Origin of the sequence: Roseivivax marinus, assembly GCF_900109705.1 — a bacterium.
Lineage (GTDB): Bacteria > Pseudomonadota > Alphaproteobacteria > Rhodobacterales > Rhodobacteraceae > Roseivivax > Roseivivax marinus.
In genome coordinates, this window is the sequence record NZ_FOAI01000001.1 from 194,154 (window position 1) to 214,549 (window position 20,396).

Consider the following 20,396-nt stretch of genomic DNA (forward strand, 5'->3'; position numbering starts at 1 on the left):
CCCTCAGATACGCGCCAGAACCGTGTCGAAATGCGCGCGCCAACTGGGCGGGGTGATCCCCGTCCGCTGGCCCGGCGCCCCGGTCCCCGGCGCGGCGGCTTCTGCAATGAGCCGCCTTATCGCTTTTGTCCAAAGATAGTGTTCAGAAAGTGGAGCGTAAATTGGAAAACCTGTGGCGATCTCGCGGAAGACGGGCAGGTCGCTGCACACCACCGGAACCCCCAGCGCTGCAGCTTCGAGCAGGGGCAGGCCGTAGCCCTCGGCAAGGCTCGGGAACAGAAGGCCCGCGCTTCCGGCCACCAACGCGAAAAGCGCGCCATCGTCGAGGCCATTGAGCTCGTGGATGCCGGGCGGGCCCGCGTCCAGCCGGGCGAAGGTCGCGTGGTTCTCCCACCCCCGTGCGCCGAGGATCAGGAGAGGCGGTGCGTCGGCGCCCATCTCCTCCCAGAGGTCCAAAAGGAAGGCGTGGTTCTTTCGCGGCTCGATGGTGCCCACGGTGACGAGGTAGGGCCGGTCGCTCCACGGGCCTGACGGTGCCGTACCGGGGCGCGGCGGATCGATCCCAAGATGCGCGACGACTGTGTCGGGCGGCGTGTCCAGGTGGCCGGCGATGTCGTCCGCGGTGGCTTTCGAGTTCGCGATCAGAAGGTCGGCATGGCGCTCCGCGCGGTGCAGGAGATGGGCGAAGCGGTCTGGCGTGCCGGGGCGCTGGTGGTCCGGCCAGTCGAGCGGGATGGTGTCGTGGATCATCATCGCGATCCGGGCCTCCGCCTCGGTCAGACCGGCAAGCAGACGGTCCGACAGTGCGGTGTGGCCGACGTTCACGTAGCGCGTCCCCAAAGGAAGGTGCCGCCTCAGGAGCCGTCCGAGGCCCCCCGGCAGGACGCGGCCGACGGCGCGGCGCCGCACGGTGTCCTCGGCCCCGGCTCGGTCCGGATCGCCCCGTCGCATCAGTCTCGCGGCGAGGCCGGGCACGTCCCAGCCCGGGCCGTCCAGCCGGTCACGGATAGCCGCGACGCTCCCCGGGTCCAAGAGAAGGAACCCCGCGCCTGTGCGAACCAGTCCCCAGAGCGGGGCGTCATCGGCGCGCGAGAGATATTCGAGATAGGCGCGCTCCACCCGGTCGACACCGGTGGGGCGGCGTCCTGCGCGGCTGACCGTGCGGCTCAGGTCCAGAAGCCGCGCGGGCGGAGGCTCAGCGCGCATAGCCCCCGGATCGATGCCAACGCCACGCATCCGCGATCATCGTGTCGAGGGTCGAGCGATCCGCCTTCCACCCCAGTTCCTCGGCGGCGCGGATCGACCCGGACACCAGCCGGGTCGCGTCGCCGGCGCGGCGCGGGCCGGTGTTGTGCGGCACCTCGGCGTTCGTCACCCGCCGCGAGGCATCGAGCACCTCGCGCACGGAAAAACCGCGCCCGGTGCCGAGGTTGAACACGCGGCTCTCGCCACCTTCGAGAAGACGGTCGAGTCCGCGCAGGTGGGCGTCCACCAGGTCGGAGACGTGCACGTAATCGCGGATGCAGGTGCCGTCGGGCGTGTCGTAGTCGGTGCCGTGGATGGTCAGCGCGGGGCGCTGCCCGTCAATGGCCTCCAGCATGACCGGAATCAGGTGCGTTTCGGGCTCGTGGGCCTCGCCCAGTTCGGCCTCGGGATCGGCGCCGGCCACGTTGAAGTAGCGGAAGATCACGTGCCGCATCCCGTGCGCGGCCTCGAAGTCGGTGAGCATGTCCTCGATCGCGCGCTTGGACTTGCCATAGGCATTGAGCGGATGCTGCGGCGTGGTCTCGTCGAGGACCACGTCGTCGTGCTCGCCATATGTCGCACAGGTCGACGAGAACACGAACCGCGTGCAGCCGGCCGCGGCCGCGGCTTCCAGCAGGGTCAGCGAGCCGACGACATTGTTGCGCCAGTAGCGACCCGGGTCGGCCATCGCCTCGCCGACGAGGCTGAGCGCGGCGAAGTGCATCACCGCGTCGGGCGCGTGGTCGGCGAAGGCCCGGTCCAGCGCCGCGCGGTCCGACAGGTCGCCTTCGACCAGCGGGCCGAAGCGCACGGCCTCGCGCCAGCCGGTCGAGAGATTGTCGAATGTCACCGGAACGTGCCCCGCCCGGGCCAGCGCCTTGCAGGCATGGGCACCGATATATCCGGCGCCCCCGGTTACAAGAATCGTCGCCATCGCCGCTTACCCGGCTGACGGGCGGGTGCCGCAGACCTCGTCGAGGTAGGCCTGCAGGTCATCCTTGAGGTCGTCACGCTCCAGCCCGAAGGCCACGGTCGCCTGCAGGAAGCCCGCCTTGGAGCCGCAGTCGAAGCGTCGCCCGTTGAAACGCAGGCCGTGTACGCCTTCCGAGCTTCCGATCTCCTGCGCGATGGCGTCGGTCAGCTGGATTTCCCCGCCCGCACCGTCGGAGGCGTTGTCGAGGTTGTCGAGCACCTTCGGAGACAGGATGTAGCGGCCGATCACGGCAAGGTTCGACGGTGCGTCCTCGACCTTGGGTTTCTCGACCATGCCCTTGACCTGGACGATGCTGCCCTTGTCCTCGGCCACGTCCAGGATGCCGTAGGACGACGTCTTGTCCTGCGGCACTTCCATCGCGGCAACCATGTTGCCACCGGTCTCGGCATAGGCGTCGACCATCTGCTTGAGGCAGGGGACGTCGGCCGAGATCACGTCGTCGGGCAGCATCACGGCGAAGGGTTCGTTTCCGATCAGGCGCCGCGCGCACCACACGGCGTGGCCGAGGCCGAGCGCGCGGTGCTGACGGATGTAGGCGATCTCGCCCGAATCCATGTAGGTGGACTTCAGCGTGGCGAGAAGCTCGTCCTTGCCCTTGCTCTCCAGCTCGCGCTCGAGCGTGGGCGCGTGGTCGAAGTAGTCCTCCAGCGCGCCCTTGCCGCGCGACGTGACGAAGATGAATTCCTTGATCCCGGCGGCGCGGGCCTCGTCGATGGCGTATTGCACCAGCGGGCGGTCCACGAGGGTCATGATCTCCTTCGGCACCGACTTGGTGGCCGGCAGGAACCGCGTTCCCAGCCCCGCCACGGGGAAAATTGCCTTGGTGACCTTGTGTTGCATCGTGCCGTTCTCCTCGAAACCTTGTGGGCAACCTAGCCGATGCGGCGGACCATGCACCACGTCGAACTGCTGGGCCATGACGAATTCGGACCGTCATGCGTCCCGAGGGGTCAGCCGCGCACGAGTGGGCGGATCGGGGCCAACCGTTCGATCTCGGCCGCAACCCGTGTGGAGCGGCGCGTGATCCGGATGCGCGGCCCGGTCCGGTCGGAGCGGCCGAAGAGGCCGCCGGACTGTACCCAGACCCCGCCGGGGTCGAAGCGCATGTGGTGGGCACGGGTGCCGGGCCGCATGTGCAGAACGGTCACCACCTCGCCGGCGCGGTCGCGGCGGCGGGCAGCGTCCAGCAGGGGCGCGAGGCGACGCCCGGTCAGCAGCACTTGCGGCGCGCCGGGGCGCGTGGGGTATGAGACAAACCCCTGCGCCGGGCGGGGCAGCGGATCGAGGGGGGCGAGCGGCCGCGTGCGGCCCTGGGCGATGCCGGCCTCGAGGCCGCGCATCAGTCGGCGCATGTCGGATGGGTCGAGCGGCCCGCGCTGCAAGAGCCCGATCAGCCGCGCGCGCTGGTGCCGGCGCAGGGCGTCCAGAGCGGGACCGTGCCGATCGTCTTCGGCGTGACGCCGCAGGAAAACAGCGGTGGATGCGCCGATCTCGGTCAGGTCGCGCGGCGTGCGGTCCGGCCCGCGACGGGCGCTTTCGGCGAAACCATGATGGACCTGCGCCCGCGGCACCAACGCGGTGGCGTGACCAGCCCGGGCCAGCCGCAGGTTCAGGTCGGTCTCGTCGAGGTAGAAGCGGTAGGCCGGGTCGAAGCCGCCGAGCGCGGCCAGCACGTCGCGCCGGACCGCCATGTTGGTGCCCTCGGTCTTGATCGCGCGGCGCGGCGTGCCGTGCAGGATCACCGGGGCATCGCCGGTCAGCGCAAGCGGCGTGGCAAAGCCGGTGTCGTCCACGGTCCGCGCGCCCCACTGTAGCGAGATGCCGTTGCGCCCCAGCACGTAGCCGCCCGCGGCATCGACCTCGGTGACGGCGAACGGGGCGACGAGGTGGCGCAGCCAGCTGGCCTCGGGCACCGCATCGTCATCGAGGAAGGCGACGACCTCGCCCGCGGCGGCGGCAATGCCGCGATTGCGTGCGGCCGATATGTTGGCGGCGTTGTATTCGAGGATCTTCGCCGCCCGCCCTTCGGGATGCGCCCGCGCCGCCTCGGCGCCGCGGGAGCAGGCCACCACGACCACCTCGAGCGCGTTCCAGTCGAGCCGCGCCAGCGCGGTCAGCGTCACGGCCAGCGAGCGCGGCCTGCCGTGCGAGACGACGACGACGCTGACCGTGGGATCCTCCACCCGGTTCAGCCCTCCTTGAGGTCCACGCCGGGTGCGTAGGCGATGAAATAGGGATTGGCGAAGCCCGGCTTGCCGTAGGCCAGCGCGGTGTGATCGTCGAAGCGCACCACGCGCCCGCCAGCGCCGAAGAGCACGGCGTGCCCGGCGGCGGTGTCCCACTCCATCGTGCGGCCGAGGCGGGGGTAAAGGTCGGCCTCACCGGTCGCGACGAGGCAGAACTTCAGCGACGATCCTGCCGAAGTCATGTCCTTGACCGCGTAGCGGTTGATGTATTCGTCCGTCGCCTCGTCGCGGTGCGACTTCGACGCCACGATCATCAGCGCATCGTTGTCGGGCTCGGAAACCTCGAGAGGCTTCGTTTCGCCCGGCGTGTCCTTCTCGAACGGGCCGATCTCCTCGACGCTGCGGCCGGTGGAATCGGTGTAGAAGAGCCTCCCGCGCGCCGGAGCATAGACGACGCCGCGCGTGGGCGCGCGGTCCTCGACGAATGCGATGTTCACGGTGAAATCGCCGCGCCGGTTGATGAATTCCTTGGTCCCGTCGAGCGGATCGACGATCAGGAAGGTGATCGCGTCGACATCGTGCGTGTCGGCCTGTTCTTCGGTCACGATGGGCGTATCGGGAAACGCCTCGGCCAGACCCTGGGCAATCAGACGGTCGGCGGCCTTGTCGGCGGCGGTCACCGGGCTGTCGTCGTCCTTGGTCTCGACGTCGAGGTTCGGGCGCTCGTAGATTTCCATGATCGCGTCGCCGGCCTCGAGTGCGAGACGACGCATCACCTGGGTCAATTCGGAATAGTTCAAACTCTCGCCCTTTCGGTGGCACATTCGTGCGGTTTGTTGATCGGACATCCGCCGCCCCTTATGGTGACGGTGGCACCCGGCGTCCAGCGTCGGCACCGCTCCGCCGACGCGCGGATCACCCGGAGGCGAGAGCGCGCGGCATGTTCCAGACCACCCGAGACAGTCGCGGCCGCGCCGGTTCGGCGCTGGTCCTGGCGGAGGTCACGTATCACGCCGCTGTCCGTTCGGTCCGCAAGACTCACGGCAACGCGCTTCTGGCGATCGCCCTGAACATCATGCAGGCGGTGATCTTCGTCGCCGTCTTCTACTTCATGTTCGCACTTCTCGGGCTGCGCGGGGCGTCGCTGCGCGGGGATTTCCTTCTTTACATCATGTCGGGCGTGTTCCTGTTCCTGACCCACACCAAGACGCTGGGCGCGGTCGCGGGTGCAGAAGGTCCGACCAGCCCGATGATGCAGCACGCGCCGATGAACACGGCGGTGTCGATCCTCGCGGCGATGCTGTCGACGCTCTACATCCAGACACTCAGTCTGTTCACCATCCTGTTCGTCTACGACGTGGTGCTGAATCCCGGCGTGGTGATGGAGATCATGGACCCGATCGCGGCGTTCGGGATGTTTCTGCTGGCGTGGTTCACCGGCGCGGCGCTGGGCATGGTGCTGATGGCGGCCAAGCCTTGGGCCCCGGTGCCGGTGGGCATCATCACTACGCTCTATCAGCGCGCCAACATGATCGCGTCGGGCAAGATGTTCGTCGCCAATACCCTGACGCCGCAGCTTCTGGCGATGTTCGACTGGAACCCGCTGTTCCACTGTATCGACCAGGCGCGGGGGCACATGTTCGTCAATTACTTCCCCCGCAACTCCAGCGTGGAGTACCCGATCTGGGTCGCGGTGGTGTTCCTGATGCTGGGTCTCATGGGCGAGTTCTATACCCGCAAGCACGCCTCGGCCTCGTGGGGTGCCAAGCGGTAGCGATAAGGGCTTTGGCGCGGGGCCGCCCTGTCGTATCCTCGGCGCATGATGCGTGTTCGCTTGTCTGCCGCGCTCTGCGCGATGATCGCCGCCGGTCCCGTCCTGTCGCAGGAGGAGGCCGAGGCTCCGGCCGATCCGGCCATGACCGCCTTGCCGGACGTGCCGGCATTGTTCGACGTCTCGGGCGTCGTTCCGGGCGACGTTCTCAATATTCGGACGGAACCCGATGCGAGCGCCGAGAGGATCGGCGAGTTCGCGGCCGATGCGGTGGGCGTCGAGGTGATCGAGATCGACGAGGCGACGGGCTGGGGCCGGGTGAACACAGGCGAGCGGACCGGGTGGGCCTCGCTCGATTTCCTGACCGAGGCCGAGCCCGCGCGCCTGCCGGACGTGGCGCGCTTCACTTGTTTCGGGACCGAGCCGTTCTGGACGCTCGACCTCGACGCGGGCGGCCTGTCGAACTTCTCGACGCCCGAAGCCGAGGCGCTCTACCTCACCGGACCGGTGCGGCCGGGCGAGAACCGGCCGGGGTCCTTCGGTGTCACCGGCGGAGCGGCGGACAGCACGCTCGCGCTGGCGATCACCTCGGCGCAGTGCTCGGACGGGATGTCGGACCGGCTCTTCGGGCTGACGGCGCAGCTGTTGCTGGGTGGGGGCGGGGCACGGACGCTGTCGGGGTGCTGTTCGCTGCAGGGCGCGGGCGAGTAGCCCGACTCAGCTCACCACGCGCAGTGTCAGGTTGATTCGCCCGCCTTTCGGCAAAAGCGTGGACGAACCGAAACGGATCCTGTCGACCCCGTGATGGCGCAGGCGCGCCGCGCCGCCCATCACCACCACGTCGCCCGAGCGCAGCCAGACCGATTCCGTCTTGCCGCCACGCTCGACGTTGCCCATGCGGAACAATCCGTCGTCCCCGAGCGAGATCGACACCACCGGCTGGTCGAAATCGGCCTCGTCGCGGTCCTGATGAAGCCCCATGCGCGCGCCCTCGCCGTACCAGTTGATGAGGCAGCACTCGGGCGGCCGTGCATCCGGCACCACCGCGTCCCAGACCGCGCGGACGCTGTCGGGGATCGGGGGCCACGGCTGCCCGTCGGGATGCGTCTCGGAATAGCGGTAGCCCTTGCGGTCGGTGATCCAGCCGAACCGACCGGCCGCCGACATCCGCACCGACATCGGCCGCCCGCGCGGCGTCACCGGCTGGACCAGCGGCGCGACCTCGAGGGCGGCGCGCAGATCGGCCACCATCGACTCCTGGGCAGAGCGGTCGAGAAAGCCGTGGAAGAGTGAGAAGTCGCGGATCGAAAGCGGTGCGGTCATTGCGCCATGCTCGCCCGGCGTCACGGGGATGCAACCCCCGGAGCCCATGAAATCGACCCGAAAAATGCCCCGGAAATTGCCGGACCGGCCGGTTCCGTCTTCTTGCAGGTAAATTTCCCGCTCCTTATATACCGATCGAACGCGGCGCAGGGGCCGTTCCCTCAGCCGCATCTTCACCCCAGACCGGGGCTTGGATGCCGTTTCGGGTCCGGCGCCTCGGGGAATCGCCTTGAAGACAAGAAGGGATCGAAAGCACATGGGCAAAGTCATCGGCATCGACCTCGGCACCACCAACAGCTGCGTCGCCATCATGGACGGCAGCCAGGCCAAGGTCATCGAGAACGCGGAAGGGGCACGCACGACCCCGTCCATCGTCGGTTTCACCGACGACGAACGTCTGGTTGGCCAGCCGGCCAAGCGCCAGGCGGTCACCAACCCGACCAACACCATCTTCGGCGTCAAGCGCCTGATCGGTCGTCGTCAGGACGACCCCGATCTCGCCAAGGACAAGAAGAACATGCCGTACGAGATCGTCGACGGCGGCAACGGTGATGCGTGGGTCAAAGCCAAGGGCGAAACCTATTCGCCGTCGCAGGTCTCGGCCTTCATTCTGCAGAAAATGAAGGAAACCGCCGAGAGCTACCTCGGTGAGGAAGTGACGCAGGCGGTCATCACCGTGCCCGCATACTTCAACGACCAGCAGCGTCAGGCCACCAAGGACGCCGGCAAGATCGCGGGCCTCGAAGTCCTGCGCATCATCAACGAGCCGACCGCAGCCGCGCTGGCCTATGGCCTCGACAAGAAAGAGAGCAAGACGATCGCGGTCTACGACCTCGGCGGCGGCACGTTCGACGTGACCATCCTCGAGATCGACGACGGCCTGTTCGAGGTGAAGTCGACGAACGGTGACACGTTCCTCGGCGGTGAAGACTTCGACATGCGGATCGTCAACTACCTCGCCGACGAGTTCAAAAAAGAGAACCAAGTCGATCTCACGCAGGACAAGATGGCGCTTCAGCGCCTGAAGGAAGCTGCCGAGAAGGCGAAGATCGAGCTGTCCTCGGCCAGCCAGACCGAGATCAACCAGCCGTTCATCTCGATGGGCTCCAATGGCCAGCCGCTGCACATGGTCATGAAGCTGACCCGTGCGAAGCTGGAAAGCCTCGTGGGTGACCTCATCAAGGGCTCCATCAAGCCGTGCCAGGCGGCGCTGAAAGATGCCGGCCTTTCGACCGACGACATTGACGAGGTCGTGCTTGTCGGTGGTCAGACGCGGATGCCGAAAGTGATCGAAGAGGTCACCAAGTTCTTCGGCAAGGAGCCGCACAAGGGCGTGAACCCCGACGAGGTCGTCGCCATGGGCGCCGCGATCCAGGCAGGCGTTTTGCAGGGTGACGTGAAGGACGTGGTTCTTCTCGACGTGACCCCGCTGTCGCTGGGCATCGAGACGCTCGGTGGCGTGTTCACCCGCCTGATCGACCGCAACACGACGATCCCGACCAAGAAGTCGCAGATCTTCTCGACCGCCGAGGACAACCAGAACGCCGTGACCATCCGGGTCTTCCAGGGTGAGCGCGAGATGGCGGCCGACAACAAGATGCTCGGCCAGTTCAACCTCGAGGACATTCCGCCGGCACCGCGCGGCATGCCCCAGATCGAGGTGACGTTCGACATCGACGCGAACGGCATCGTCCACGTTGGCGCCAAGGACAAGGGCACCAACAAGGAGCAGAAGATCACCATCCAGGCCTCCGGTGGTCTGTCGGAATCCGACATCGAGCAAATGGTGAAGGATGCCGAGGAAAACGCCGAGGCGGACAAGAAGCGCCGCGATCTGGTCGATGCCCGCAACCAGGCGGAAAGCCTGATCCACTCGACCGAGAAGTCGATGGAAGAGCATGGCGACAAGGTCGATCCCTCGACGATCGAGGCAATCGAGCTGGCCATCGCCGCGCTGAAGGACGAACTGGAGAACGACGATCCGGAGAAGATCCGCTCGGGTATCCAGAACGTCACCGAAGCCGCGATGAAGCTGGGCGAGGCGATCTACAAGTCGCAGGCCGATGACAGCGCCGGCGATGCCGATCCCGACGCCGACGATCAGTCGCAGAACTCCGCGTCGGGTGACGACGACATCGTCGATGCGGATTTCGAGGATCTCGACGACAGCAAGCGGGCCTGATCCCGCTGGTCGCCGCAACGAACGGGGCCGGTCCGGACGCCGGACCGGCCCCGCGCACGTTTCGGTGGCCGTGCTGTCCCCAGAAGGAGGGCATGAATGTCCAAGCGTGACTACTACGACGTTCTCGGCCTCAAGAAGGGCGCCTCGGCGGACGAGATCAAGAAGGGCTATCGCAAGAAGGCGAAGGAACTTCACCCCGACCGCAACGCCGACAACCCCGACGCCGAGTCCCAGTTCAAGGAAGCCAACGAGGCCTACGACGTCCTGAAGGATCCCGAGAAGAAGGCGGCCTACGACCGCTTCGGCCATGCCGCTTTCGAAGGCGGAATGGGTGGCGGCGGGGGCGGTCCGCGTCCCGGCGCTGGCGGCCCGCAGGGCGACTTCGCCTCGGCCTTCTCGGATGTGTTCGACGACCTTTTCGGCGACTTCATGGGCGGTGGCGGCCGGGGCGGCCGCAGCCGTGCTGCGCGTGGCGCGGACCTGCGCTACAATCTGCGCGTCACCCTCGAAGAAGCCTATAACGGCCTGTCCAAGACCATCACCGTGCCGACCTCGGTCGCGTGCGGGGCCTGCAGTGGCTCGGGCGCGGAAGGGGGCGCCGAACCCACCACCTGTCCGACCTGTTCGGGCATGGGCAAGGTGCGCGCGACGCAGGGCTTCTTCACGGTCGAGCGGACCTGCCCGACCTGTTCCGGCCTCGGTCAGATCATCAAGAACCCGTGCAACGAGTGCGGCGGCAACGGCCGCGTCCAGCGCGAGCGCGCGCTCAGCGTCAACATTCCCGCGGGCGTCGAGACCGGCACCCGCATCCGGCTTGCCGGTGAGGGCGAGGCGGGGATGCGCGGCGGTCCTCCGGGCGATCTCTACATCTTCGTCGAGGTCACGAAGCACGAGATCTTCGACCGTGAGGGCGTGAATCTGCATTGCCGGGTGCCCGTGTCGATGACCTCGGCTGCGCTCGGCGGCGACATCGAGGTGCCGACCATCGCGGGTGGTCGTTCGCGTGTGGCGATCCCGGCGGGGTCGCAGTCGGGCCGGCAGATGCGCCTGCGCGGCAAGGGTATGCCTGCCCTGCGCGGCGGCGGACATGGCGACATGTTCATCGAGCTGGCCGTCGAGACCCCGGTGAACCTGACCTCGCGCCAGAAGGAACTGCTGCGCGAGTTCGAGGACCTGTCCGAGGACAACAACCCGGAGTCCAAGAGCTTCTTCAAGAGCGTGAAGGGATTCTGGGACGCCATGAAAGGCTGACCGGGTCACCTCCCGGTCTCCGGACCCGATAACGGAACGGCCCGTCGCACCAAGCGGCGGGCCGTTTTCGTACGTCGCCGCGGTATTGCTCCGGTTTGCCTGAGCCTGTGGTATCCTTGACGCGCGCACCGCCGGATATTCCCGGCAACGCGCCATTTTTTCAATGATACTCACGAGGAACGATTGCCATGACCTACTCAAAACCCGCCCTCGCCGTGGTCGCGCTCTTGGCCCTTGCCGCCTGCGACGAGGATATGAGCGGCTCGTCCGACATGATGGCGACCCCGCAGATGCAGCCCGCGCCGGGTGGACCGCCCTTCATCGAAACCATGGACGCCTCGGTCAGCAATGCCGCGGTCAGCGCGTGCCGTTCGGCGCTGGAAGCCACCACCACCGGCGGGGTGACCGTGGTGGGGTCGGAGTTTTCGCAGGCCAACACCGCGATCTACATGCGGGTGGGCGCAAACGGCGCGCCCTGGCGCTGCCTCGTCTCCGCGGACGGCTCGAATCCGTCGCTCGAGTTCCAGGGCAGCGAGGGCGCCGCCTGACACGGTCCGTGCCGGGCGCCCGTTGACGCGGGCGCCTCTTACGTCACGTTGAACTCGACACCTCCCGCGCCCCGTGGAACCTTCGCGCGCAAGGCAAGGGAGGCCCGTTCATGTCCGATCTCTACCCGCATTTGCTGCAGCCGCTCGACCTCGGTTTCACGACGCTGAAGAACCGGGTCCTGATGGGCTCCATGCACACCAACCTCGAGGAAACAGGCGACTGGAACCGGGTGGCCGAGTTCTACGCCGCCCGCGCGCGCGGCGGCGCGGCCCTGATGGTGACGGGTGGTATGGCGCCCAACCGCGAGGGCGGGGTATTTCCCGGCGCGGCGGGGCTGTTCTCGGATCAGGACATCGCCAACCACCGTGTCGTCACCGACCGGGTGCACGAGGCGGGCGGCAAGATCGCCATGCAGATCCTGCACGCGGGCCGTTACGCCTACAGCCCCGAGTGCGTGGGGCCGAGCCCGATCAAGTCGCCGATCTCCCCGTTCACGCCAAAGGAACTGGACGAGGAGGGCATCGAGAAGCAGATCACCGACATGGTCACCGCCGCGGTCCGCGCCCGAGAGGCCGGCTACGATGGTGTCGAGGTGATGGGCTCGGAAGGCTACTTCCTCAACCAGTTCCTCGCCGCCCACGTGAACAAGCGAGAGGACCGCTGGGGCGGCTCCTACGAGAACCGGATGCGCCTTCCAGTCGAGGTCGTCCGCCGCGTGCGCGAGGCCGTCGGGCCGGACTTCATCGTGATCTTCCGCATTTCGATGATTGATCTCGTGCCCGACGGCGCGACCCATGACGAGGTGGTGCAACTGGCGCAGGCGATCGAAGCGGCCGGCGCAACGATCCTCAACACCGGCATCGGCTGGCACGAGGCGCGCGTGCCCACCATCGTGACCTCGGTGCCGCGCCGGGCCTTCGCCTGGGTGACCAAGAAGCTCGTGGGCAAGGTCGGCATCCCGGTCATCACCTCGAACCGGATCAACACCCCCGAGGTGGCGGAAGAGGTGCTGGCCGAGGGCTGCGCCGACATGGTGTCGATGGCGCGGCCGTGGCTTGCCGACGCGGAGTTCGTGACCAAGGCGGTCGAGGGACGGTCGGCGCAGATCGCGCCTTGCATCGCCTGCAACCAGGCCTGTCTCGACCACACCTTCCAGGGCAAGATCTCGTCCTGCCTCGTCAACCCGCGCGCCTGCTACGAGACCGAGCTCACGGTGACGCCGGCGGCCACACCCAAGACGGTTGCGGTGGTGGGCGCGGGGCCCGCGGGCCTTTCGGCCGCCATGACTGCGGCCGAGCGGGGCCACGCGGTGACACTCTTCGACCGGGCGCCCGAGATCGGCGGACAGCTCAACATGGCCAAGGTCGTGCCGGGCAAGGAAGAGTTCCACGGCCTCGTCGACTGGTTCGACACCATGCTGGACGTGCGCGGCGTGACCCGGAAACTCGGCACCGAGGCTACGCCGGAGCTGCTCGCGGAGTTCGACGAGGTGGTGATCGCCACCGGGGTCCTGCCGCGCGACCCGGAGATCCCGGGGCAGGACGGCGACAATGTCGCAAGCTACGTGGACGTGCTGCGCGGGACCGTGACGCCGGGCAAGCGCGTCGCCGTCGTGGGCGCTGGCGGCATCGGCTTCGACGTGTCCGAGTTTCTCGTGATGGACGGCACCAGCCCCACCGAGAACCTGCCCGAATGGCTGCGCGAATGGGGCGTCGCGGATCCCGAGGACGCGCGTTCGGGCCTTGCGCCCGAGGGTCCGCAGCCGCATCCGGCAGCTCGGGCGGTGACGCTTTTGCAGCGCAAGGCCGAGAAACCGGGCAAGCGGTTGGGCAAGACGACTGGCTGGATCCACCGTGCCGGCCTGCAAATGAAGCAGGTTCAGATGAAGGCGGGCGTGAACTACGAGCGGATCGACGCGGAGGGCCTGCACATCTCCTACAGCGAGGGGCGCGAGCGGCCGGAACTGGTCGAATGCGATACCGTGGTGCTCTGCGCGGGGCAGGTCAGCGCGCGCGGTCTGGCCGATGCGCTCGAGGCCGAGGGCCGGAGCGTCCACGTCATCGGGGGCGCGGATGTTGCTGCCGAGTTGGACGCCAAGCGCGCCATCGATCAGGGGACGCGGCTCGGCGCACGACTTTGAGAGCGGCCCCGGGGGGATCGGAACGCGCCCCGGTATTCGGCGTTGGTCGGGTGAAGGCGCGCGGCAATCGCGCGCCACACATCTAGATCGCACGAAGGAGGCCCACATGCCCCGCATTACCGAATCCAAAGTGCTTATCATCGCAACCCACGGCTTCGAGCAGTCCGAGCTCGAGACCCCGCGCGACGACCTCAAGAAGGCCGGTGCCGAAGTCCACGTCGCCTCGCTCGACGGCAAGGAGATCAAGGGCTGGGACGGCGACGACTGGGGCAACACGGTGCCCGCCGACCTGAGCCTGTCGGACGCCGACCTGACCGCCTACGACGCGCTTGTCCTTCCGGGTGGCCAGATCAATCCGGATATCCTGCGCACGAAGGACGAGGTCCTGTCGGCCGTGAAGACGTTCCACAATGCCGGGAAGGTCATCGCCGCGATCTGCCACGCGCCGTGGATCCTGATCGAGGCAGGCGTTCTGAAGGGCCGCGAAGCCACGTCCTACACGTCCATTTCCACCGACGTGAAGAACGCCGGGGCCACGTTCCTCGACCAGCAGGTAGTGGCGGATAACGGTATCGTGACCAGCCGGAACCCGAATGACCTCGAGGCGTTCGTGAACAAGATTGTTGAAGAGATCGAGGAAGGCCGCCACGAGCGCGCCGCAGCCTGATTTCTGAAGCGAACTCATGTGTTCCAAGGCCGGGTGCGTCGCGCACCCGGCCTTTTTCTTGTGTGTGTCCCGCCCGGGTTGTTTCGTTGCCTCCGACATTTCCGCGAATGACCACCCCATTGTCGGTCCCGTGACGCGGTTTCGCCCAGATCTGCGACGATACCGGTCGGACGAAGATCCGACGATGCAAGGAGACACGCATGGACCGCCTCACCGAGATGGAGGCCTTTGCCACGGTGGTGGATCAGGGCGGCTTCACCGACGCCGCCCGGAAGATGGGAATTTCCAAATCCGCTGTCTCCAAGCACGTTTCCTCGCTCGAGGCGCGGCTGGGAGCACGGCTTCTGAACCGCACGACGCGCCGCGTGAGCCCGACCGAGATCGGTCTGGCCTACTATGATCGTGCGCGCCGCGTGCTGAACGACGCGGGCGAGGCCGATGCACTGGTGACGTCGATGCAGTCGGCGCCATCGGGCCTTCTGCGAATCTCGGTCGCGACCGATTTCGGGGTGAATCATCTGTCGCCGGTGCTGGGTGACTTCCTGGCGGAGTTTCCCGACATCACCGTCAACATGGTGCTGAACAACCGCTACGTGGAGCTGATCTCGGAAGGCTTCGACATGGCGGTGCGGATCGGCGATCTCGAGGATTCGACGCTGCGCGCGCGCAAGCTGACAGAGACCACGAAGCGCATGATCGCCGCGCCGTCCTATTTCGAGAAGTTCGGCCGCCCCGCGCGGATCGACGACCTCAACGAGCACAAGCTTCTGCACTACTCGAACCAGGCGTCGGGCAACGTGTGGAAGGTCACCGCGCCCTCGGGCGAAAAGCGGCAGGTGCGCACAGCGGGCTGGTTGTCGGTCAATGACGGACAGTCGCTGCTGAACGCTTGCGTGGCGGGGCTGGGAATCGCCTACCTGCCGTCTTTCCTCTACGCAGACGCGATGGAGAAGGGGCTGGTCGAGGACGCGATCCCGGATCTTCCGACCGAGACGCAGGGCATCTACGCCGTCTACCCGCCAGGCCGCTTCACGCAGCCCAAGGTACGGGCTTTCATAGATTTTCTGGTCGCGTCCTTCGGCGAGAAGGGTCCGATCGACTGGTAACTCCCTCGCCTGTTCAGGCAACCTGGCCCCGGACGCGCGCGCTGCGCCTCCGGGGCTTTTTATCGCGCGGGGGTCAGACGCTGGGAAGTTCGCGCGGGACGACGAATGAGACGGTGCGGGCGGTTCCCCAGTCTAGGTCGGTCCAGTCCTCGATGTCCAGATCAGCAACGAGGGTCGCGCCTGTCGGGTAATCCCCTGCGCGAGGGTGGGCGATCGGGGCGCCCACGATGCGGGCAGCGAATTCCTGAAGGCCGGGGTTGTGGCCCAGCACCATCACGCACTGGCCCTTGGCGTGACGCAGCACGCGCAGGACTCCGTCGGCCTCTGCGAGGTAAAGAGCCTCCTCGAAGCGTACTGCGGCATCGGGCAGCGCCAGCCGGTCAAGCGTCTCGCGGGTCCGCACCGCTGATGAACACAGCACCTGATCCGGCGCGTGCGCTGTCTCTCGCATCCATGTGCCGAGGGCGTCGGCGCTGCGCCGGCCCCGCTCGTTCAGGGGGCGCGCATGGTCCGACAGGCCGCGCGACCAGTCCGACTTGGCGTGACGCATCACGATCAGGCGCCGGGTCACAGCCTCTGCTCGTGCTTGGGCAAATCCGGCGATCGGATGAGAGAGCCTGCGCCGTGCTCGGTGAACAGCTCGAGCAGGCAGGCGTTCGGCACCCGCCCGTCGAGGATAACCACACCCCGCACGCCCTGCTCGATAGCCTTCAGCGCGGTTTCGGTCTTGGGGATCATGCCGCCAGCGATGGTGCCATCCTCGGTCATGGAGCGCACGTCCTCGGGCGACAGCTGCGTGACGACCTCGCCCGCGGCGTCTTTCACGCCCGGCACGTCCGTGAGCAGTAGCAGCCGGTCCGCGGCGAGGGCCCCGGCGATGGCGCCCGCCGCGGTGTCGCCGTTGACGTTGAAAGTCTCGTTGGGGTCCATACCCGTCGCCACCGGCGCGATGACGGGGATGATTCCCGCCGCGAACAGGTCGCGCAGGACCTGCACGTTCATCTCGATGGGGCGCCCGACAAAGCCCAGCTCGGGATCGTCGGCCTCGCATACGATAAGATCGTCGTCCTTGCCCGAAAGGCCCACCGCGCGGCCGCCCTCGTCCATGATCGCCTGCACGATCCGCTTGTTGACGAGACCGGTCAGAACCATCTCGACCACCTCGACGGTGGCCTGATCGGTAACTCGCTTGCCGCGCACGAACCGTGATTCGATCCCGAGCTTGTCGAGCGTCGCGTTGATCATGGGCCCGCCGCCATGCACCACGACCGGGTTCATGCCGACCTGGCGCATCAGCACGATGTCCCGGGCGAAGCTCGCCATTTCTCGGACGTCGCCCATGGCGTTGCCGCCGAACTTCACGACGACGGTGGCCCCGGAATAGCGCTGCATGTAGGGCAGGGCCTCCGAGAGGGTGCGGGCTGTGGCGTGCCAGTCTCGATTCATGTCTTGCGGCTGCATCTCGTTGTCCGGGCCTGAAGCCCCTTGGTTATCGGCACCGGGGCGCGGGGGTGCAAGCACATCGGCCCGTGGCCTCGGGGGCGCGGCGCGTCGTTGCGGTTTCGACCCGGGCTGCGCCCCGGCGGGTCCGGACGTCAGGGTAGGGTGGCGATGATCGCGCGCAAGGTGTCGATCCCCATCCCCTTCTCGGACGAGGTCAGGACCATCTCGGGGAATGCCGCAGGGTGCTTCGACAGGCGCTCTCGCACCTGGTCGAGGATGCGCGCGCGATCCTTCTCCTTCACCTTGTCGGCCTTTGTCAGCACCGCCTGGAAGGTCACCGCGCTCTGGTCGAGCAGGGTCATGATCTCTTCGTCGGCTTTCTTCACGCCGTGGCGCGCGTCGATCAGCACGAAGGCCCGGCGCAGCGTCGCACGTCCGGCGAGGTAGGTCCGCAGCAGCTCCTGCCAGCGCTGAACGACCGGCAGCGGGGCTTCGGCAAAGCCGTAGCCCGGCAGGTCCACGAGGTAATGGCTGTCGCCCAGCGTGAAGAAGTTGATCTCCTGCGTGCGGCCGGGGGTGTTCGACGCGCGCGCGAGGCCCTTGCGGCCGGTCAGCGCGTTGATCAGGGTCGATTTCCCGACGTTCGAGCGCCCGGCAAAGCACACCTCGATCCGGTCGGCGGGGGGCAGGCCGTCCATGGCAACCACGCCCTTGAGGAAGTCCGCGCCGCCGGTGAAGAGCCTGTGCGCGGCCTGCGCGGCCTGCGGTTCGGGCGCCTCGGCAAGGGGGAAGGGCAGGGACGTCATAGGGGGGTCACCTCGTCGTCGATGGCGACGTCGCCGCCCGAGATCACCTCGGCCTTGACCGAGAAATCCGTGTGTCCGAAGCGCGAGGACAAGAGCGACAGCATGTCTAGATCGCGCACGCCGGTTTCGGGATCGGCATGGGTGGCCTTGCACCGTCCTGTGGCCTCGCGCACCCGCAGGGTCACGCCACCGATGCGGATGTCATGGCCGATCCAGTCCATCTCGGCCCAGGGGCTCAGCCCGTCGATCCAGACGTTGCCGCGCCAGCGATGGATCGACAGCGGCCGGCCTGCGGCCTCTTCGACCGCGACGTGGGAGGCGCGGTTGCACAGGGTGACCGAGGGCCAGTCGCTGTCGGTCATGCCGCGCTCGGCGGCACGCACGACGGCGACCGGCGCGCGGGGATCGTCGCCTACAAGAGGGCCCAGCCAGTCGATGATCGCCGCACCCTCGGTGTCGGGGTCGACGGTCAGGCTCGGCCGGTCGGGATGGGTCAGGGTCAGGTGCAGCGCGGCCTCGTCGAAGCGCGCTTCGACCGCCATCAGGGCGGGCAGGTTCACGCCGCGCGCGAAGCTGCCGCAATGGGCCCATTCGGACCCATCGGCCCGGCTGCGCGCGTGCGGTGCGGCCCAGGCCCGATCCCACGGAAAGGTCTGCGCCGCCGTGAGAGTGACGCGCGCCACCGCCTCGCGGCCGATGGCCTTGACCGGGTGCCGCCAGAGACCGGTGACGCGGGCCGTCACTTCTTGTCCGCCCCGCCCTTCTTGGCGTCTTTGGCATCTTTCGCATCACCACCGGACTTGCGCTTGAAGCTCGACTTTATGTTGCCGAACACGTCCGGGTGGTAACCTTGGCTGCGCATGATCAGGTACTGCTGCGTGAACGTGATGGTGTTGTTCGCGATCCAGTAGACCACCAGGCCGCTGGCAAAGCTGCCCAGCATGAACATGAACACCCAAGGCATCCACGCGAAGATCATCGCCTGCGTCGGGTCCGGCGGCGCCGGGTTCAGCTTCTGCTGGAGCCACATGGACGCGCCGAGCAGCAGCGGCAGCACCCCGATGAAGACCAGCGCCAGCATCGTGCCCTCGGCCGGCGCGCCCCACGGCAGCAGGCCGAACAGGTTGAAGATCGACGTCGGGTCGGGCGCCGACAGGTCCTGGAACGGGCCGAAGAACGGCGCGTGACGCAGCTCGAGCGTGACGAAGATCACCTTGTAGAGCGAGAAGAAGATCGGGATCTGCATGAGGATCGGCAGACAGCCCGAGGCCGGGTTCACCTTTTCCTTCTTGTAGAGACCCATCATCTCCTGCTGGAGCTTCTGGCGATCGTCGCCGGCGCGCTCCTTGATCTTCTCCATCTCTGGCTGGAGTTCCTTCATCTTCGCCATCGAGACGTAGGACTTGTAGGCCAGCGGCAGAAGCAGCGCCTTGATCAGCAGCGTCAGGACGATGATCGCCACGCCCATGTTGCCGATCAGGCCGTTGAGGAAGTGCAGCACCGCGAAGATCGGCTTGGTCAGGAAGAAGAACCAGCCCCAGTCGATCGAGTCGACGAAGCGGTCGATCGGCTGGCGGTCGGAGTTCTGCTCGGCCCCGAAGAGACGGGCAAAGAGACCGGGCTGGTTCTGGTACTCGCGGATGGTTTCCCATTCCTTGGCGCCGGCGAAGAGGCGGGTCGAGACCTCGGCGCTCTCGCCCGCGGCCACGGTCATCGTCGGCAGCACCTGCTCGGCCTGGTAGATGTCGCGCTGCTCGTCGTACTTCGCGGTGGCGCGGAAGCGCTGGCCCTGGTCGGGGATCAGCGTCGACATCCAGTAATGGTCGGTGAAGCCGATCCAGCCGTCCTCGGCCACCTCGGTGACCTCGGCGCGGGCGCCCTCGCGCTCGTTCACGTCGAGATCGGTCATGTTGTCCCAGGAGGTCTCGGTCAGTTCGCCATCGGCCATGGCGATGGCGCCCTCGTGGAGGATGAAGAAGTTCTTGGCGTTCACGGGCTCGCCGTGGCGGCGCAGGATGCCGTAGGGCGCAAGCGCGGCGCTGTCGCCGCCGGTGTTCTCGACTCGCTGGGTGACGGTGAACATGTAGTCGTCGTCGACCGCGATCTGACGCGTGAAGGTGAGGTCCGCCGGGCTCTCCCATGTCAGGACGAGAGGCGTGTCGGGAGTGAGCGTCGCACCGGCCTCGGCCTGCCACTCGGTTTCGGGACCGGGTACGTCAGCGGGGTCGAGACCCTGGCCCGCGGCCCAGCCGTAGAGCGCGTAGTAGGCGTCCTGTCCACCCACCGGGTTGAACAGATGGACGATCTCGGAGTCGGGCTCGATCGTTTCGGTATAGTCCTTGAGCTGCAGATCGTCGATCCGACCGCCCTGGAGCGACACCGACCCGGCCAGTCGCGGAGTGTCGATCTCGACGCGCGGGGACTCACTGGCCTCTTGCACATCGGCCGGCGCGCTGTCGGTGGTGGCCGCATCCGACTGCGCCGAGGGTGCGACGACGGGACCGCCATCCACGGTCTCTTCCTGCTGCGCGGGCGCGTTCGGATCGGTCGGCTGTTCCGGTGGCGGGAAGAGCAGGAACCACACGAGGATGACCACGAAGCTGAGCGCGGTGGCGAGGATGAGGTTCTTGTTCTGGTCGTCCATGGAGGCGGATTCCGGTCCCGGGCAAATCTGCTGGGGTTCAACAGAGACAGGGGGTGAAGGTCAAGCGGAAAGGCCCCGGGCGCGACCGG

Annotated in this window: 19 protein-coding genes; 8 read left to right on the forward strand and 11 right to left on the reverse strand. The window is 67.2% G+C overall.

The features are described from left to right. Nucleotides 1-3: 3 nt before the first annotated feature. From BMX29_RS00850 to cysQ, 5 genes are all read right to left on the reverse strand, one after another. Complete coding sequence (locus BMX29_RS00850) at nucleotides 4-1,206, reverse strand: glycosyltransferase family 4 protein (RefSeq protein WP_092809624.1); 1,203 nt, start codon at nucleotides 1,204-1,206, stop codon at nucleotides 4-6. Next, entirely contained in the window at nucleotides 1,196-2,179 is a 984-nt protein-coding gene (galE, locus tag BMX29_RS00855) for a UDP-glucose 4-epimerase GalE (protein ID WP_092809625.1), read from the reverse strand. Before galE ends, BMX29_RS00850 begins: the two co-directional genes overlap by 11 nt. Nucleotides 2,180-2,185: 6 nt before the next feature. Further along, entirely contained in the window at nucleotides 2,186-3,079 is an 894-nt protein-coding gene (galU, locus tag BMX29_RS00860; RefSeq protein WP_092809627.1) for a UTP--glucose-1-phosphate uridylyltransferase GalU, read from the reverse strand. A 110-nt stretch (nucleotides 3,080-3,189) separates the two neighbouring features. Continuing rightward, the gene (locus BMX29_RS00865; RefSeq protein ID WP_092809629.1) at nucleotides 3,190-4,422 is read right to left on the reverse strand and encodes a glycosyltransferase family 2 protein; all 1,233 of its coding nucleotides are present in this window, start codon (nucleotides 4,420-4,422) and stop codon (nucleotides 3,190-3,192) included. Between the two features lie 5 nt (nucleotides 4,423-4,427). Next, nucleotides 4,428-5,225, reverse strand: coding sequence for a 3'(2'),5'-bisphosphate nucleotidase CysQ (gene cysQ / locus BMX29_RS00870; protein WP_043844899.1), 798 nt, complete (start codon nucleotides 5,223-5,225; stop codon nucleotides 4,428-4,430). Between the two features lie 140 nt (nucleotides 5,226-5,365). Between cysQ and BMX29_RS00875 the strand changes: the two genes are divergently transcribed. Continuing rightward, the gene (locus BMX29_RS00875; protein WP_043844900.1) at nucleotides 5,366-6,199 is read left to right on the forward strand and encodes an ABC transporter permease; all 834 of its coding nucleotides are present in this window, start codon (nucleotides 5,366-5,368) and stop codon (nucleotides 6,197-6,199) included. A 60-nt stretch (nucleotides 6,200-6,259) separates the two neighbouring features. Next, complete coding sequence (locus BMX29_RS00880; RefSeq protein ID WP_175471095.1) at nucleotides 6,260-6,907, forward strand: COG3650 family protein; 648 nt, start codon at nucleotides 6,260-6,262, stop codon at nucleotides 6,905-6,907. Between the two features lie 6 nt (nucleotides 6,908-6,913). Here BMX29_RS00880 and BMX29_RS00885 read toward each other — a convergent pair whose 3' ends face one another. After that, on the reverse strand, nucleotides 6,914-7,519 hold the full coding sequence (locus BMX29_RS00885; RefSeq protein WP_043844902.1) for an alpha-ketoglutarate-dependent dioxygenase AlkB family protein: 606 nt from the start codon (nucleotides 7,517-7,519) through the stop codon (nucleotides 6,914-6,916). Between the two features lie 256 nt (nucleotides 7,520-7,775). Here BMX29_RS00885 and dnaK point away from each other — a divergent pair, with 256 nt between their 5' ends. The 6 genes from dnaK (at nucleotide 7,776) to BMX29_RS00915 (ending at nucleotide 15,414) form a co-directional block, all read left to right on the forward strand. Next, nucleotides 7,776-9,701, forward strand: a complete 1,926-nt coding sequence (dnaK, locus tag BMX29_RS00890; protein WP_043844903.1) for a molecular chaperone DnaK — start codon at nucleotides 7,776-7,778, stop codon at nucleotides 9,699-9,701. A gap of 96 nt (nucleotides 9,702-9,797) precedes the next feature. Next, complete coding sequence (gene dnaJ / locus BMX29_RS00895; RefSeq protein ID WP_043844904.1) at nucleotides 9,798-10,952, forward strand: molecular chaperone DnaJ; 1,155 nt, start codon at nucleotides 9,798-9,800, stop codon at nucleotides 10,950-10,952. 188 nt (nucleotides 10,953-11,140) lie between these two features. Beyond that, complete coding sequence (locus BMX29_RS00900; protein WP_043844905.1) at nucleotides 11,141-11,500, forward strand: hypothetical protein; 360 nt, start codon at nucleotides 11,141-11,143, stop codon at nucleotides 11,498-11,500. Between the two features lie 110 nt (nucleotides 11,501-11,610). Next, nucleotides 11,611-13,641: an NADPH-dependent 2,4-dienoyl-CoA reductase gene (locus BMX29_RS00905; protein WP_092809633.1), complete on the forward strand. Its 2,031-nt coding sequence runs from the start codon at nucleotides 11,611-11,613 to the stop codon at nucleotides 13,639-13,641. A 106-nt stretch (nucleotides 13,642-13,747) separates the two neighbouring features. Continuing rightward, complete coding sequence (locus BMX29_RS00910; protein ID WP_092809635.1) at nucleotides 13,748-14,308, forward strand: type 1 glutamine amidotransferase domain-containing protein; 561 nt, start codon at nucleotides 13,748-13,750, stop codon at nucleotides 14,306-14,308. A gap of 200 nt (nucleotides 14,309-14,508) precedes the next feature. Further along, nucleotides 14,509-15,414, forward strand: coding sequence for a LysR family transcriptional regulator (locus tag BMX29_RS00915; RefSeq protein ID WP_043844908.1), 906 nt, complete (start codon nucleotides 14,509-14,511; stop codon nucleotides 15,412-15,414). Nucleotides 15,415-15,487: 73 nt separating this feature from the next. Here BMX29_RS00915 and BMX29_RS00920 read toward each other — a convergent pair whose 3' ends face one another. From BMX29_RS00920 to yidC, 5 genes are all read right to left on the reverse strand, one after another. After that, on the reverse strand, nucleotides 15,488-15,985 hold the full coding sequence (locus tag BMX29_RS00920; protein ID WP_342342368.1) for a SixA phosphatase family protein: 498 nt from the start codon (nucleotides 15,983-15,985) through the stop codon (nucleotides 15,488-15,490). Then, nucleotides 15,982-16,875 (reverse strand): acetylglutamate kinase, encoded by an 894-nt coding sequence (argB, locus tag BMX29_RS00925; protein WP_092809637.1) that lies wholly within the window; start codon nucleotides 16,873-16,875, stop codon nucleotides 15,982-15,984. Before argB ends, BMX29_RS00920 begins: the two co-directional genes overlap by 4 nt. A gap of 134 nt (nucleotides 16,876-17,009) precedes the next feature. Further along, nucleotides 17,010-17,663: a ribosome biogenesis GTP-binding protein YihA/YsxC gene (gene yihA, locus BMX29_RS00930; RefSeq protein WP_092809639.1), complete on the reverse strand. Its 654-nt coding sequence runs from the start codon at nucleotides 17,661-17,663 to the stop codon at nucleotides 17,010-17,012. After that, a complete protein-coding gene (locus tag BMX29_RS00935; RefSeq protein WP_092809641.1) occupies nucleotides 17,660-18,406 on the reverse strand; it encodes an MOSC domain-containing protein in 747 nt (248 codons plus the stop codon). The genes yihA and BMX29_RS00935 overlap by 4 nt, the downstream gene beginning before the upstream one ends. Further along, complete coding sequence (gene yidC, locus BMX29_RS00940; RefSeq protein ID WP_092809642.1) at nucleotides 18,403-20,307, reverse strand: membrane protein insertase YidC; 1,905 nt, start codon at nucleotides 20,305-20,307, stop codon at nucleotides 18,403-18,405. The genes BMX29_RS00935 and yidC overlap by 4 nt, the downstream gene beginning before the upstream one ends. Nucleotides 20,308-20,396: the final 89 nt, after the last annotated feature.